This is a genomic window from Alphaproteobacteria bacterium GM7ARS4 (genome assembly GCA_014332745.1).
Taxonomy (GTDB): domain Bacteria; phylum Pseudomonadota; class Alphaproteobacteria; order GM7ARS4; family GM7ARS4; genus GM7ARS4.
In genome coordinates this window covers 1-14,865 of sequence record JACONL010000008.1, presented here as the reverse complement: position 1 = coordinate 14,865, position 14,865 = coordinate 1, and the positions used below count along the sequence as shown (strand labels likewise).

The following is a 14,865-nucleotide window of genomic DNA, read 5'->3' as shown; positions in this document are numbered from 1 at the left end:
GTAGGTTTTTAATGTGCGTTGTGCCGTTTATGATGTCAAAGATGAGTGTTGGTGTAGAGATGAGCAGGAAGCTTGGTGATGTGCTTGGCGTTTGGCGTGTCGGCGTTCGTCTCTCTTTCGTTTTAGGGAGTGTGTTTCTGTTCATGGCTGTTGGTGTGGGGGGTAGTGTGTATGCTGGTGGCGTGGGGGGCGGGGCTGGCGGTGGCACGATTCGGGACATTGTTGTCACGGGGAATCAGCGTATATCGGCATCGACCATCAAGACCTATGCTGGTATGGAGGTGGGTGGAGACTATAGTGACGAGATGTTTTCCGATGTCGTCAAGAATCTTTACGAGACAGGTTTTTTTGTTGATGTGACGGTGCGCCTTGATGAGACAAAAGACGGCGTTGTGGTGATCATGGTGGAGGAGAGTCCCATCATCAATCGCATCGTCTTTGAGGGGAATGATGATATTAAGACAGAAAATTTGGAGAATGAGATAGGCCTCACGCCGAGGGAGGTCTACACACGTAGCAAAGTGCAAAAAGCGACGGAGCGCCTGTTAGAAATTTATCGCCGTAGTGGTCGTTTTTCAGCCACGGTGAGGCCAAAGATTATTGAACGTCCGGACAATCGCGTTGACCTTGTGTTTGAGATAGATGAGGACGAGGTGACCAATGTCTCGAAGATTATTTTTGTCGGCAACAAAGCCTTTCCTGATAAGACATTGGAGGGCGAGATTTTGACGGAAGAGTCGAGGTGGTATCGATTCTTTAGCAGTGATGACACCTATGATCCTGATAGGGTGGCTTTTGATAAGGAGCTCTTGCGGCGTTTTTACTTGCGCAATGGCTATATAGATTTTTCTGTTGTCTCTGCATTGGGTGAGCTCACTCCTGATGGTAAGAGTTTTATCGTCACCTATACCCTTCGTGAGGGTGAGCGCTATCGAGTGGGGAAAGTCTCCACCGTTGGTCAATTTGATGAAGTCAAGGATGTTGATTTCAGCGATGTTTTAGAGCAAGAGGAGGGCGATTGGTATTCATCCGATGATGTGGATGCGACTATTAACAGCCTTAATGAGCGTATGGGGGAGTTAGGCTTTGCCTTCGTTGCTGTGCGCCCTCGTATTCAGCGGGACCAAGAGAATAGCATTGTCGATGTGCGCTATAGTTTGGAGGAGGGCGAGAAGGTCTTTATCGAGCGTATCAACATTATCGGCAACAAACGCACCCTTGATGAAGTCATTCGGCGGGAGCTCCTTGTGAGTGAGGGTGACCTCTTTAACGCTGAGTTGGTGCGTCAGTCTCGTGAAGAGCTCAGCCGTATGGGTTTATTTTCCAATGTTGACGTCCGCAACCGTCGTGGCACGTCTTCTGACCATACCGTTCTCGATATTGATGTGCAAGAGACGGCGACGGGGGAATTGTCTCTAGGGGCGGGCTTCTCGACGACAGATGGGGCATTGGGCAATTTGCGTATTCGGGAGCGTAATTTTCTTGGCAAGAATCAGGACATCCTTTTTTCCTTTAATATCTCGAACCGTCGGCAGGATTTTGAAGTGAGTTTTACAGATCCTTATGTTTTTGACCGTCGAATTTCCACGGGCATTGACCTCTATAATCTGGAGCGAGACTATGAGTCGGAAGCTGGCTATACGAGCAGATCCTTTGGTGGGGCTTTGCGCACTGGCTATCGTATCTTGCCTCGACTCAGTCAGGATTGGCGCTACAGCATCGAAGACACGACCATCGATAGAGTCGATTCGAGAGATGTGAGAGGCTTTTCTATCTCAGGGACAGGCACATCGCCCGTCTATGAAAGAATGGGGGAGATGTTTCGAGACACGATCGGCGTCATAGAGAATGATGATGGATTGACGTCTTCTATCACCCATAGTCTGACCTATGACGACAGGAATTCGTTTTTTAATCCTACTGAGGGTCTGTATGCGCGAGCGCGGATTACGTATGCGGGCTTGGGTGGGCGTTTTGCCTATTGGAAATATGAAGGGCGTATCGCCTTTTATCATCCTTTTGCGCCTGGATGGGTGGCGCGTCTACAAATCAATGCTGGACATATTCAGGGGACGAGAGGCAAGACTGTGCGCCCTGAGGACAGGTTTTTCTTGGGTGGTGATGACTTCAGGGGGTTCGAGTTTTACGGCATAGGGCCTCGTGTGCGTAGTTCCCTCAGTTCGCGCGGGGGCAATACGTATTATGTGGCGCAATTAGAACAGAGTTTTCCTTTGGGTTTGCCGCAAGAATTGGGTATTGAGGGGCGCGCCTTTGCGGATTTTGGCTCTCTTTTCGATGTGGATGGAGAGTGCTTAGTGGAGACGACAAACACAGGCACGAACATGATGGTGGGGTCTCCGTCGAGGAGACGTTGTACCGATAGTGACTTGGAGCAAGTCTATTTTCTCGACAAATCGCCGCGGTTTTCAATAGGGGTTGGTGTTGCTTGGTCGTCTCCCTTTGGTCCTGTGCGCATCTATTATGGCTTTCCTGTCAAGAAAAAGCATTATGATAGGCGCGAACAATTGCGTTTCACATTTGGGACGCGTTTTTAACTTTTTTTCTCTTCAAATCATACAACATAGGAGTGTGCATGATGACGATATATCGAGCTTTTTTTCAGATGATGGCGATGGTTTTGGCGACGGGACTTGTTTCCCCTGTGTGGGCTGGCGGTTCTGGGGGGGACGGCATGCAAGTGCCTGAGGCGCGCATTGCTGTTATCGATATACAGACAATTTTGCGTGATTCAGAGGCGGCTATCAGTCTTCGTAAGCAAGTTGATAACGAGACGCGTAAATACAGGGATCAGTGGGTGAAACGTCGGGACAAAATCAAGGATATGCAGCAGGACCTTGAACGTCAGCGTAATTTGCTTTCTCAGGACGCCTTTCAGAAGAAGTATCGTGAGTGGGAAAAAGAAGCCAATGATTTTAATGACGAGGTTAAAGTGCACGAAGAGCAGCTGACTCTTGCCTCCAACGAGGCTCTGTCTGTCATCCATAGCGATTTGATAAAGATTATCAGCGCTCTGACCGTTGAGAGCAATATCAACATCGTGTTGGGGAGGGAGCAAGTCTTGCTCTTGATGAACAACGGCATGGATATTACCAAGGAGGCGCTTGAGGCGCTCAATGAACAGCGTCCTTCGGTGACGTTAGACGTGGCGGCGGCGGCGAAGAAGATACGCGAGGCGAGAGAGAGGAGTCAATAGTCGTTTGTCGATGAAAGAGCGGCGTTTTTTTTGTTGTGGCGAACCTCTTTTGCTTTCTGATATTGCATCGAGGGTGGGGGGGGATGTGCGGGGAGAGGGTGCGGGTGACGTTGTCATCAGGGGTGTGGCGACTTTGGAGTCGGCATCTTGTGAGGACATCAGTTTTTTTAACAACAGGAAATATGCATCTGCCTTTGCTCAGAGTCAGGCGGGGGCGTGCTGTGTCTTGGAGAAGGATACGACTCTTGCCCCTGATAGTATGGCATTGCTCGTGACGCCTCATCCCTATCTTGCGTATGCCCGCATAGGGCACATGTTTTATGCTGAGAATCGGGAACAGAGCAACAGCACGCATGCGTCGGCGGTGATAGCGTCAAGTGCGACGCTCGGTCATGGCTGTTCCATTGGAGCGGGCGTTGTCATCGAGGATGATGTCGTCATCGGTGACAATGCGTGTATTGGGGCCCATGTTGTGATAGGCCACCATGTTGTTTTGGGGGAGGCGTGTCGTATTGATTCCCATGTCTCCATCAATCATGCCGTCATAGGCGATAGGGTGTGCATTCATCATGGCGCGCGCATCGGTCAGGAGGGCTTTGGTTTTGCACCAGACGGGAAGGGACGTTACGTCACCGTGCCTCAATTGGGCTGTGTTGTCATCGGTGATGATGTCGTTATTGGGGCAAATACGACCATAGACCGCGGTAGCGTGCAGGACACGGAGATAGGGGCGCATTGTCGTATTGATAATTTGGTGCATATTGCCCATAATGTCGTTCTCGGTCAAGGGTGTGTGATAGCCGGACAAGTGGGTATATCGGGGAGTACTCGTTTTGGGGACTATTGTATCATAGGCGGGCAAGTGGGTTTTAGTGGCCATAACGTTGTGGGGGATGGTGTTCATATCGCTGCAAAAAGTGGTGTCATGCGTGACATTGGGGCGGGTGAGCGTGTAGCGGGGATACCTGCTGTCCCTGTGCGTCAGTGGCATAAGCAGACGTTGGCGTTGGAACGACTGGCGAAACAGAAGAAACGTAGAGAGGAGAAGCATGGCGGATAAAAGAGTGCATTGTCATGAGATGACTCTCGAGGATATTCAGCGTCTCATACCTCATCGTTATCCTTTTTTGATGGTAGAGAAATTGGTGGACATTGTCCCTTATGAGAGTGCGACGGGTATCAAAAATGTCTCCGTTAACGAGCCTCACTTTACGGGTCATTTTCCTACGAAGCCTATCATGCCCGGCGTTTTAATTTTAGAATCCCTTGCACAGACGGCTGGTGTGCTTGTCATGCATTCGTTGGATGCTTATGATGCGATGAAATTTGTCTATTTCATGTCGGTGGATAAGGTTCGTTTTCGCCATCCTGTTCTTCCGGGGGACACCCTTCACCTGAAGGTGCAGAAGCTCTTTAATAGGAGGAACGTATGGCGTTTTCATGGCAAGGCGTTTATTCAAGGACGAGACATTCTTGCGGCTGAAGCGGTCTATACGGCGATGATTTCAGATGATTAAGAATTGATGGGCCATGTAGATAAGACAGCGTGCGTTGATAAGAACGCGCAGATAGACAAGGATGTCACCATAGGTCCTTATTGCGTTGTGGGTGCGGGTGTATCATTGGGACAGGGTGTTCGCTTGCATAGCCATGTGGTGGTGGGTGGCGACACGACACTGGGAAAAGATTGTGAGGTTTATTCGTTTGCTGCCATTGGTTTCCGTCCACAGGACATGAAATATCGAGGTGAGCATTCTTCGCTGGTGATAGGGGATGGGACGGTGATTCGTGAGCATGTCACGATTCACCCGGGCACAAAGGATGGAGGCTTAGTGACGCGTATCGGTGCGCATTGTCTTCTTATGGTGGGCTGTCACATTGCCCATGATTGCCAGATAGGTGACCATGTCATTATCGTGAATGGTGCGACATTAGGTGGTCATGTCGTTGTAGGTGACTATGCTGTCTTAGGGGGATTATGCGCTGTGCGTCAGCATATTCGTATAGGGCGTCATGCGATGGTGAGTGGTATGAGCGGTTTGCGCGGTGATGTTATCCCTTATGGTTTTGTGATAGGGTATCCTGCGTGCTTAGAGGGGCTTAATCTTGTGGGTTTACGGAGACGCAAGTTTGAGCGTCGTGCGGTCCATAAGTTGCGAGAGGCATTTCGCATGATTTATGGGGTGCGTGAGCGTGTCGCACTGGCACAGCACCTCACAATGGTCGAGGAACAATTTTCCCAAGAGCCTCTTGTGATGGACGTGGTGTCCTTTATGCGTCATTCATCGGCACTATGCCCGCCGTCAGTATCCATGCAGAAGAAATTGGCACACTCCTCCCATAGGTGAGTCATGGTGTCTCCTTACCGTTTATGCATTTTAGCAGGAGCGGGTGACCTTCCCTTCCGTGTCTATGAAGGCGCGCAAGAGGATAGTCGCTACAGGGGCCAGTCCATTGTGTTAGCCATAAGGGGCGTGACGAATCCTTCTTGGCTAGGTGTGGGCGTTCCTCATCGTTGGACGAAGCTCATTGGTTTAGTGGGGGCATTGGAAGGGTTGCGCGAGGAGGGCGTCTCCTCTCTTGTCATGGCGGGGGCATTGAAGCGTCCGTCATTGGCATCTTTCTTGGGGAAGGTTGATAGGCGGACATTGTCAGTGGCAAAGCGTGTGCTTTCTGGTGCGTATGGCGATGATGCTGTCTTGCGTAGGGCCATAGAGGTGATGGAAGAAGCAGGCTACGAAGTCTTAGGCGTTGAGGATGTTATGGGGAAGAGTTTTGCCTCTTTGGGTGTGTGGGGAACAGAGGTGGCGGACGCCCAAGCCCTTGCTGACGTGAAGAGAGGGATTGAGGTTGTACTGGCGTTGGGGGTATTGGATGTGGGACAATCGGTTATTGTGCAGCAAGGTATGGTGTTAGGCGTGGAGGCCATTGAAGGTACGCATGCGCTCATTGAGCGTTGCAAGGGATTACACCGAGAAGGTGTCGGCGGTGTTCTCGTCAAGCTCCAGAAACCCAAGCAAGAGCGGCGTGCTGACCTTCCTGTGATAGGCGTTCATACGGTGCGGGCATGTGGCGCATGTGGATTGAGGGGTATGGCGGTGGAGGCGGGCAGTGTCCTTGTCATCGATAGGGAGTCTGTCATTGCCGAAGCCAATAGGCGTCACCTTTTTGTCATGGGGGTTGATGCATGACGAGGACGGGAAAGAAGACATATCGTTTTTTTATTGTGGCGGGTGAGGCGTCGGGTGACATATTGGGGGCGGGGCTTATGGCCGCTATGAAGGAGCAGCGGCGCGATGTGCGCCTCGTCTTTGAGGGCGTGGGGGGGCGTCATATGTGTCGTCAAGGCTTAAAGCCCTTGTTTGATATGGGTTTATTGTCTGTGATGGGCTATAGCCAAGTCTTATGGCGATTGCCGACGCTCATAGCATGTTTGCGTCGTTGTGTCGTTCATGTAGCGCATGGGCAACCGGACATGGTCATCACGGTGGACTCTCCTTCTTTTGCCATGCGTTTTGTCTCTCGTCTCAAGAAGAATAAGGAAACAGCATCGATTCCTTGTATTCACTATGTAGCGCCGACGGTGTGGGCATGGAAAGCAGGCAGGGCACAAGATATGGCGCGGCTCTATCAAGGGCTTTTGACACTCCTTCCTTTTGAGCCGCCTTATTTTGAGTGCTATGGTTTACCCACGTATTTTGCAGGACATCCTTCAGTGGTGGGGACAGAGGTGATACGATGTCGCCGTCGCGATGACAAGAGGATAATGCGCCTGTGCTTATGTCCTGGCTCCAGACCTTCGGAAGTGCGTCATCACTTGCCGTTGATGTTAGAGGCTGTCTCCCTCTTAAAGCGGCGTTGTTTAGCGGAAGGAGTCACCTTTGAGACATGGATTGTTATGGCACAGGGGGTGGAGGCGCGGATACGTTCTATGGTGGAGGGTAGGGGAGAGCCATCTTTGATAGATAGATTATGGGCGAGAGAAGGTGCAGGGAAGGAGGAGGGCTTTGAGGGTATGGACGTGGCACTGGCGGTGTCTGGCACGGTGAGTCTTGATTTGGCGGTTAAGGGTGTCGCTATGGTGATTATTTATAAGATAGACAGGCTGACGGCATGGATTGTGAAACGTTGCGTGCGGGTGCGTTATGCCACGTTGGTTAACCTCATGGCAGAGTCCATGCTGATACCTGAATTGCTGTTCGATGCGTGCACAGCTGTCAAGATGGCGGAGACACTTTATCCCTTGATGATGGAAAAGGATGCGCGTGAGCAACAGCAAAAAGCTGTTGCGCCCTTCCTAAGGCAATTGCGTTGTCAAGACGGACATCACCCCTTTACGACGGCGGCGACACAGCTATGGCGATGGCTCGCCCACCAACCTTCGCCAAAAGCCCTATGAGATAGAGTGTGGTCATCTCCTCTTCGACTATCCTTAGGGTTGTTAGAAGCTCTATAAGATATATTATGGTAAGTCAGATAACCATGTGAGCGACCACGCGTACCGCGCTCCCATCTTCAATCTCTCAACCTACCTAAAAGCCATTGACAATGCCTCTACAGGCTTCCTATGCTACTCGGGGCATGCTGGCAAGACCGAAACTGACCCAGCACATGGTGGAAGCAATGATTAGAAATGGCTTTCTATTCGCTATAGGGGCAACAATAGGAGTGACACTCCTATACATAGGAATAAATATCCTAGCAGGAATAATGATGATAATAACAAAATAGAACCGCGTAGCCGACACAGCACCATGACCATCATCGCCCTACTCTCTAAAGACCAATACGGACATGGAAAAGTATTTAGCACGCGGTGATAAGAGAAAGCCTCATAAAGGGCGCGTTCTTAAGACATACCTTCCTTGAAGCTGCTGGGCGTATCAGGGCTAAATTTCTCCAGCGAGTCAATCATCTTCGTACGAGGGCGGAAAGCCGTATCAAATTTCTCTAAAGTCTCTAACAGCCATTTATGCTGTTGTGGCCATATGCTCTCATCGGAAGGATCTGTGTTCTTTGCCAACATGACATGGGCAATGTCATGGGATTGAGGCTCACGACGCAACTCACGCCATTCCAGATTAACCCCTATCTCCCACTCCACCTTTTCCTTATGCTTGAGAAGCAAGTTAAAGTTTTTCGACGCACTGGGACCCTGACATAAAAGCACAACAGAGATAGACGAGTCTGGAAGCTCCTTTTTGTTGGCGAACTTGATGACAGCCATAAGATAAAAATTATGACAGCCAATGCTGTAACTCGTCCACTCATTGGAAGACGGCTCAGGCAAACCAATCTTGCTCCCCTGTTGTTCCATGAACGCCCGAAATGCAACCCAGTATTTCTTAATCAGGGCATCCCGTGGCAGAGGCGACGACGCCACCACGCCAGCGACCGCCTCGCGTCCCATATCCTTAGGCAACACAACATTGTCAGCTTTCACGCCAGAGGACACATTGTCCTTCTTCCCCTCCTCCTTGGCCGGCGACGGCGTTGATGCGCTCTTGTGGAAATGGGGAGATGAAGAGACGACATCAAACCATATGGCAGGGTCAGAATCACCGATCGTCCATATGCCAGGGTCCACGCCGCAAAACGTGATACTCTCATCTGTCTTGCTGTTGAGCCAGTTGAGCGTTTTCTTATGCCTCTCGGCAAAAGGCGTCGCCACCCAAACCACCGTCAAGTAAGGGACATCCACGTTCACAACATTTGTAAGAATAGTACCAACATCGCTATCAGAACTATCCTCCAAACGCACTTGAATCATGACAATATGGTCGTGCCCTTTATCGTCTCGTGCTTTGCCAAGAACATCTGCCCCCAGATTCTTTTTCAAAGAGTCGTCATCTAACAGCTTGAGGTCCATGGACAAACAATCACCCAACGCATGGAAATTCTCGTCTTTTTTTAGCCACGCTAAAAAGTCCTCACGCCCACCGGGCCATATTGCGCGTAAATCCTTGACGCGCTTGAAATTCTTTAAGTGCTGTGCATCCATGCGTTCTCACCTACCATTCCCTGTCGAACTCTCATACCATGATTATAGCTCTCTATGCTTTAGGTGTCAAGAAAAGACATAAAAATCACGTTCATACCCTGTCTTTTTTTCCATGCGTCCTTCCCGTCATAATTCTACGACCATGCCGTCCCATGCTGGCTCTATCGGCTTTGGCGCACGATGTTTGAGCGTGCTATAATCGCTCTCATGACTCATATGTGTAAGAAGCACGTGTTTTGGTTTTAAGGAATTGGTCCATTTTATCACGCGCTCAAGGTGCGCATGGGTTGGTGAGGGTTTCTCGCGAAGGCAGTCGACGATCCACAAGGACAGCCCGCGCAACTGGGCGAGGGATTCCTCTGGCAGTCTTACAACGTCTGGCGAGTATGCCATGTTTTGATAACGAAAGCCCACCGTTTGGCAGACGCCGTGGTCTTGGCGCACAGGCACGATATCCAATCCGTTAACAGAGAACGTCTTGCCTATTGTGATGATATGCGAGATAAAGCAAGGTTTGAAAAATCGTCCTTCCTTATTCCTTGAAGGTGTGCGGAAAATATAAGGGAAACGTTGCTTGACCTCCTCGAAGGTCTCTTTTGTGGCATAGAGCGCGATGGGACGTTGCATGGCATTGTTGAGCATGCGCATATCATCCAAACCATTAATATGGTCAGCATGGCTATGGGTCAGCAACAAGGCATCCACATGGGATATGCCGGCATCGATGAGCTGCATACGCACATCAGGTGTTGCATCCACCAGTAGGATACAGCCTTTATCCTCGATGAGGATAGATGAACGCCGCCGCCAATTTTTAGGCTCTCTGCTGTCACATGCGCCCCAATGAGGACCTATGAGGGGGACACCTCCTGACGCACCACAACCAAGAATGGTGATTTTCATCTTTGCGTTCTCGCTTTTGTGAAAAGGGTAAAGAAGTTGTCCGTTGTGGCTTGTGCCAGCTCTTGTTGAGATATATTTTTACACGACGCCGTCTTTGCCAATGTGTGGATGATGAAGGCAGGTTCGTTACGTTTGCCCCGATGGGGGGGAGGCGCAAGAAATGGAGAGTCCGTCTCGAGCAAGAGTCTCGATAGCGGCACGACATCCTTGATGATGGGAAGAAGAAACGCGCATGATGGGTAGGTGATGAGGCCAGACACAGAAATGAAAAATCCCCACGATAATGCTTGTTCAGCAAAATGTCTCGAGCCACTAAAACAATGAATGACGCCACGCAGTGTCTTGTTGTTCTTGTAAAAAGAGCCGATATGGCGGATGGTGTCTTCCTCTGCCTCACGCATATGGATAACAACGGGAATATCACAATGGCATGCCGCTTCCAAATGAATGGTGAGAAGACGTTTTTGCTTGCGGGCATTCTCCCTTGTGTCTTTGTAATCTAATCCTGTCTCACCAAAGGCGATGACTTTCTCGTGACGCCCATGGGCACAGAGCGTATCGAAGAGGCTCTCTTCGTCAATGCCCTCTTCCTCCACATAGCAAGGATGAATGCCAACGCTACACCAGACCTGAGGATATGTCTCGGCCATGGCACGTAGGCGGGGAAAGGAATGAATATGGGTATTGATGGACAACATTGTCTCAACGCCAGCATGGGACGCACGACGGATCGTTGCCTGCTGTTCATGGGAAAAACTATGCCAATCGAGATGACAATGGCTATCAACAATAGACAAGTTCTTCTTCATGGGACATTCAGAGGGGCCAGAGGGGCTTGGTGGGTGGATGGGCGAGCGTCTGTGCCATTATGACTTTCTTGGAAAGAGTGGTTGAGGAGGGGGGAGTCTCTCTCCAACGCGCAGAACGTTCGTGTCACCGAAGGAACGTTGTGAGTCGGGAATGGCGAGGAAGGAACATAAGCGCCCCATGGCGTTTGGCATAAAGGGCAATAACGTGAGGGCAATGGAACAGAGCGCTTCCAACAAGACATACAGCACGTGATGCATGCGCTTCACATCTTTTTTCTTCAGGGCCCATGGTTGTTGTCGGTCGATATAGCCATCTGATAGGGAAATGCTATGCCATATATGGTGTAGTGCTGTATGGAACGCTTGCTCTTCTAGGGACTTACGCACGCGCGGATAGAGGCTCTCTATCTCTTTTAAGAATGCTTTATCATCCATGGTCTGGAGATGGGAAGGGTTCGGCACTTTCCCATCGCAATGGCGTTGCACGAGGGTCAGGACGCGCATAGCAAGGTTGCCTATTCCATTGGCGAGGTCGCTGTTGGCGCGTTGCATCAGGGAGTGTTTCGAGAAATTGCCATCACTGCCAAAGGGAATTTCACGCAAGAGGAAATAGCGTATGACATCACTTCCCCACTCTCGACAGAGGCTAAAAGGGTCGATGACATTGCCTAAGGATTTCGATATTTTTTCTCCTTCATTGGTCCACCATCCATGGGCAAAAATGCGTGCTGGGAGCGGGAGTTGTGCCGCCATAAGAAAGGCTGGCCAATACACAGCATGGAAGCGGAGAATATCTTTGCCAATCATATGGAGGGATGCTGGCCAGAAATGATGTTTATGGTCATCCCAATCAGGGTAGCCTAACGCTGACAGATAGTTTGCCAACGCGTCAATCCATACATACATGACGTGATGTTTTTTTGTTGCCAAGGCGGGCTTATGGGGCGATGGCGGGACATCGATTCCCCAAGAAAAGGTCGTGCGGGATATGGAAATATCTTGTAAGCCTTGTTCGATGAAGGTCATCACCTCTTTCATGCGCGATGGGGGTGCGATGGAGTCGGGATGTTTTTTATAGTGGTCGAGCAATGCGTCCTGCCAATGTGAAAGGCGGAAAAAATAGCTCTCTTCTTCTAGCCATTCCACCTTTTCACCCTGTAGGCTACGTCCTGTGCCTTTGTCATCTTTCACGACATCGCTATCATTGATGAAATGCTCATCGCGGACAGAATACCACCCTTGATATGTCCCAAGATAAATGTCACCATGCGCCACTAAGGCTTTCCACAAGGCGACAGCGCCTTGTTGATGGCGCTCTTGGGTTGTCCTGATAAAGTCATCAGGGCTGATATTGAGGCATTCCGCCAATTGCTCGAACTTCTTTGACATCATGTCTGTGAATTGTTGCGGGTCATAGCCAAATCGTCTTGCCGCCTTCTCCACCTTTTGTCCGTGTTCATCACTACCCGTGAGGAAGAGCACTTTTTTACCTTGCATACGTTGGAAGCGGGCATAGACATCACATGCGATACTTGTATAGGCATGCCCTATATGCGGATTGTCATTGACGTAGTAAATGGGTGTTGTCACGTAGCAATAAGAATTCATGTCTGTCCCTTGTCTGTCGTCCATGCTGTATGTATGTAAGAAAAAGCCGTCACAATGATTTGGCTTGGGGCAAGATGGAGAGCTGTGCCTTGCTGACGTAATGTCAGGAGCTCATCCCACAGGGTGAAGAGAGCCTTCTTCTCAAAAGGATGGCTGTGCGTCATGGTGTCATGGAGCCAGTAAAACACATAATCCCAAAAAAGACGCCACAGTGACATACTGTCTTCCTGTGCGTCAGAGAGCATGAGTTTCTCCATATGGTGAAGATAGCGCGTGAGGGACATATGGTCGAAAGAGGATTGCGTGATGCTTGTCATCAAAGGCTTCAGTTCTTGGTAAAGGCTCAGTGCTTTCGGGGATAGCCAATGGTGGAGGCGTCCTGGGGCGCCCGCACTGAGATGATAGAGGTCTTCATGGTCTTGTGTGATGTTCTTATGGTGGGCTGTCAGATAGGAGGAGAAGGCTTCTTGCGACAGGGGAGACAAACGTGCGAGACGACAACGAGAGCGAATGGTTGCTGGCACAAGGGAGGCATGTTCTGTGGTGATGAGAAAGAGGCTTCGAGATGGGGGTTCTTCCAGTATCTTCAGGAGGGCATGGGATGCTTGTAGCACGACATCACGAAAATTGTCTAAGAGAACGACATTCATGGCATGCGCGCTGGGCTTTACGCTGAGGAATTCATGGATGGCGCGTATGGCGTCTATTGTAATGGGCGATGATGCCTTATTGCGTCTTGTTTTGTCACCAGTGATGAGGAGAAAGTGGGGGTGACTTCCTCCATGCATGCGCTTGATAACAGGATTGTTCTTATCAATGTCGGCAAGATAGGGTGCGGCGTCTCTATTGGCGCCTAAGACAAAGGCAGCGATTTTATAGGCAAGACACGTTTTTCCTATGCCTTCCTCTCCGTGCAAAAGCCACGCATGGTGCATGTGCCCTGAGTCATAGGCTGTGCGAAATGCTTCTTCGCAATGCTTGTGTCCGTAGAGTGTCGGCGGGAGGGAGTCTAAAGAGATGGACATGGTGAGGCGTTAAGGAAATGCTTTGTGATGTCTTGTTGGATGGTGTAGGCGATGGACTCTTCCTCTGCCAATCCGTCGATGACCACACAGCGATGGGGTTCTTGGCGCGCCAGAGTCAGAAAGCATGCGCGGACACGCTCATAAAAAGCATGCCCCATCTGTTCGTAGCGTGCTGTAGGACGACCGTCCTTCTCACGTTGTAAAACGTTTTGTGCGGGGATATCTAAGATAAATGTCCTGTGTGGCGTCCATTCATGGGCGATGATGGTGCGTAGGGTGTCTATCACACCGCTATCGACTCCCATTCCTGCTCCTTGATAGCATAGGCTCGAGTCGATGAAGCGGTCACACAGCACCCATGCATGCCTGAGACGTGCTGGTTTAAGACATGTATGAATATGCTCATAGCGTGCCGCGTACAGAAGTAAGAGCTCACTGAGGGGTTGGCACTGGATGTGAGGGTCACAGAGGAGAGAGCGTATCTGCTCTGCCAGAGGCGTTCCGCCGGGCTCTCTTGTGGCTACCACATCGATATGGCGGTGTCGTAGCCATTGGGCGAGGCGTTTTTGCTGGGTCGTTTTACCACTATTATCGAGTCCTTCGAAGGTGATGAATGGAGGATGTCGTATAGGTGACATGGCGTTTGGCGGTGTGTCCCTAGGGACAGCACGGAGAAGACAATTCTAACTGTTTAAAACCCCAGTCCAGCAATCTTCGCGCTTCTCTCAGGCGGTCATCTTCATGTCGAATTCCCGAGAGGACGAGGATAAGACGACGTCCCTGCCTCTGTGCTGACGCCACGAGGCTATAGCCAGCCTTGAGGGTATAGCCTGTTTTCAAGCCATCAGCGCCCCCATAATGGCCCAGCAATTCATTGCGATTATGTTGCCATATGGCGTTATAGCGGAAAGCTCTTTGGCGGAAATAGTGGTAGTACTGAGGAAAGTCGCGTATCAGGGCGCGGGCAAGGTGGGCGACATCCTCTGCCGTTGTCACATGGCCTTCGTCATGCCATCCTGTGCTGTTCGTAAAGTGGCTCTTTGTCAATCCCAAAGCACGGGCTTTTTCTGTCATATGGCGCGCAAACACTCTTTCATGGCCAGAGATGGCTTCGGCAATGACGATACATGCGTCATTGCCTGATTGGACAATGATACCACGCACTAAATCCTCAATGGTAGCAGAATGACCGACCTCTAGGAACATGCGCGATCCTTTATGACGCCATGCTCTTTCGCTGACGGTGAGTCGTTCATCGAGAGTCCATTGTTTTGTGGCGAGTCGTTCAAAAATGATATAGAGGGT

At 50.3% G+C, this 14,865-nt stretch carries 14 protein-coding genes; 7 read left to right on the top strand and 7 right to left on the bottom strand.

From position 1 onward, the window contains the following. The first annotated feature begins 41 nt into the window (after positions 1-41). From bamA to lpxB, 7 genes are read left to right on the top strand one after another with little or no spacing between them, the layout of a single operon-like run. Entirely contained in the window at positions 42-2,555 is a 2,514-nt protein-coding gene (gene bamA, locus GDA54_05660) for an outer membrane protein assembly factor BamA (protein MBC6497786.1), read from the top strand. 38 nt (positions 2,556-2,593) lie between these two features. Next, the gene (locus GDA54_05655; protein ID MBC6497785.1) at positions 2,594-3,214 is read left to right on the top strand and encodes an OmpH family outer membrane protein; all 621 of its coding nucleotides are present in this window, start codon (positions 2,594-2,596) and stop codon (positions 3,212-3,214) included. 10 nt (positions 3,215-3,224) lie between these two features. After that, on the top strand, positions 3,225-4,274 hold the full coding sequence (gene lpxD, locus GDA54_05650) for a UDP-3-O-(3-hydroxymyristoyl)glucosamine N-acyltransferase (GenBank protein ID MBC6497784.1): 1,050 nt from the start codon (positions 3,225-3,227) through the stop codon (positions 4,272-4,274). Between the two features lie 19 nt (positions 4,275-4,293). Further along, positions 4,294-4,731: a 3-hydroxyacyl-ACP dehydratase FabZ gene (gene fabZ, locus GDA54_05645; protein MBC6497783.1), complete on the top strand. Its 438-nt coding sequence runs from the start codon at positions 4,294-4,296 to the stop codon at positions 4,729-4,731. 6 nt (positions 4,732-4,737) lie between these two features. Next, positions 4,738-5,562 carry an acyl-ACP--UDP-N-acetylglucosamine O-acyltransferase gene (gene lpxA, locus GDA54_05640; GenBank protein MBC6497782.1) on the top strand — a complete coding sequence of 275 codons (825 nt, stop codon included), beginning with the start codon at positions 4,738-4,740 and terminating at the stop codon, positions 5,560-5,562. 3 nt (positions 5,563-5,565) lie between these two features. Continuing rightward, the gene (gene lpxI / locus GDA54_05635; protein ID MBC6497781.1) at positions 5,566-6,405 is read left to right on the top strand and encodes a UDP-2,3-diacylglucosamine diphosphatase LpxI; all 840 of its coding nucleotides are present in this window, start codon (positions 5,566-5,568) and stop codon (positions 6,403-6,405) included. Continuing rightward, positions 6,402-7,613, top strand: coding sequence for a lipid-A-disaccharide synthase (gene lpxB, locus GDA54_05630; protein MBC6497780.1), 1,212 nt, complete (start codon positions 6,402-6,404; stop codon positions 7,611-7,613). Before lpxI ends, lpxB begins: the two co-directional genes overlap by 4 nt. 450 nt (positions 7,614-8,063) lie before the next feature. Here the strand turns inward: lpxB and GDA54_05625 are convergent, their stop codons facing one another. From GDA54_05625 to GDA54_05595, 7 genes are all read right to left on the bottom strand, one after another. After that, a complete protein-coding gene (locus GDA54_05625) occupies positions 8,064-9,215 on the bottom strand; it encodes a DUF4268 domain-containing protein (GenBank protein ID MBC6497779.1) in 1,152 nt (383 codons plus the stop codon). A gap of 126 nt (positions 9,216-9,341) precedes the next feature. Next, positions 9,342-10,118, bottom strand: a complete 777-nt coding sequence (locus GDA54_05620; GenBank protein MBC6497778.1) for an MBL fold metallo-hydrolase — start codon at positions 10,116-10,118, stop codon at positions 9,342-9,344. Further along, positions 10,115-10,927: a TatD family hydrolase gene (locus GDA54_05615; protein MBC6497777.1), complete on the bottom strand. Its 813-nt coding sequence runs from the start codon at positions 10,925-10,927 to the stop codon at positions 10,115-10,117. Before GDA54_05615 ends, GDA54_05620 begins: the two co-directional genes overlap by 4 nt. A gap of 57 nt (positions 10,928-10,984) precedes the next feature. Next, positions 10,985-12,535, bottom strand: a complete 1,551-nt coding sequence (locus GDA54_05610; protein MBC6497776.1) for a methionine--tRNA ligase — start codon at positions 12,533-12,535, stop codon at positions 10,985-10,987. After that, a complete protein-coding gene (locus GDA54_05605) occupies positions 12,532-13,560 on the bottom strand; it encodes an AAA family ATPase (protein MBC6497775.1) in 1,029 nt (342 codons plus the stop codon). Before GDA54_05605 ends, GDA54_05610 begins: the two co-directional genes overlap by 4 nt. Further along, the gene (gene tmk / locus GDA54_05600; GenBank protein MBC6497774.1) at positions 13,545-14,198 is read right to left on the bottom strand and encodes a dTMP kinase; all 654 of its coding nucleotides are present in this window, start codon (positions 14,196-14,198) and stop codon (positions 13,545-13,547) included. Before tmk ends, GDA54_05605 begins: the two co-directional genes overlap by 16 nt. A 19-nt stretch (positions 14,199-14,217) precedes the next feature. Then, the coding region (locus GDA54_05595) for a D-alanyl-D-alanine carboxypeptidase (GenBank protein MBC6497773.1) at positions 14,218-14,865 on the bottom strand (648 nt) is incomplete at its 5' end.

Excerpts from the sequence above, each read along its gene's own strand:
- GDA54_05620 (MBC6497778.1), bottom strand. The coding sequence starts at position 10,118 with ATGAAAATCACCATTCTTGGTTGTGGTGCGTCAGGAGGTGTCCCCCTC.
- bamA (MBC6497786.1), top strand. The coding sequence starts at position 42 with ATGAGTGTTGGTGTAGAGATGAGCAGGAAGCTTGGTGATGTGCTTGGC.
- GDA54_05615 (MBC6497777.1), bottom strand. The coding sequence starts at position 10,927 with ATGAAGAAGAACTTGTCTATTGTTGATAGCCATTGTCATCTCGATTGG.
- GDA54_05610 (MBC6497776.1), bottom strand. The coding sequence starts at position 12,535 with ATGAATTCTTATTGCTACGTGACAACACCCATTTACTACGTCAATGAC.
- GDA54_05655 (MBC6497785.1), top strand. The coding sequence starts at position 2,594 with ATGATGACGATATATCGAGCTTTTTTTCAGATGATGGCGATGGTTTTG.
- lpxI (MBC6497781.1), top strand. The coding sequence starts at position 5,566 with ATGGTGTCTCCTTACCGTTTATGCATTTTAGCAGGAGCGGGTGACCTT.
- lpxB (MBC6497780.1), top strand. The coding sequence starts at position 6,402 with ATGACGAGGACGGGAAAGAAGACATATCGTTTTTTTATTGTGGCGGGT.
- tmk (MBC6497774.1), bottom strand. The coding sequence starts at position 14,198 with ATGTCACCTATACGACATCCTCCATTCATCACCTTCGAAGGACTCGAT.
- lpxD (MBC6497784.1), top strand. The coding sequence starts at position 3,225 with ATGAAAGAGCGGCGTTTTTTTTGTTGTGGCGAACCTCTTTTGCTTTCT.
- GDA54_05625 (MBC6497779.1), bottom strand. The coding sequence starts at position 9,215 with ATGGATGCACAGCACTTAAAGAATTTCAAGCGCGTCAAGGATTTACGC.
- lpxA (MBC6497782.1), top strand. The coding sequence starts at position 4,738 with ATGGGCCATGTAGATAAGACAGCGTGCGTTGATAAGAACGCGCAGATA.
- GDA54_05605 (MBC6497775.1), bottom strand. The coding sequence starts at position 13,560 with ATGTCCATCTCTTTAGACTCCCTCCCGCCGACACTCTACGGACACAAG.
- fabZ (MBC6497783.1), top strand. The coding sequence starts at position 4,294 with ATGACTCTCGAGGATATTCAGCGTCTCATACCTCATCGTTATCCTTTT.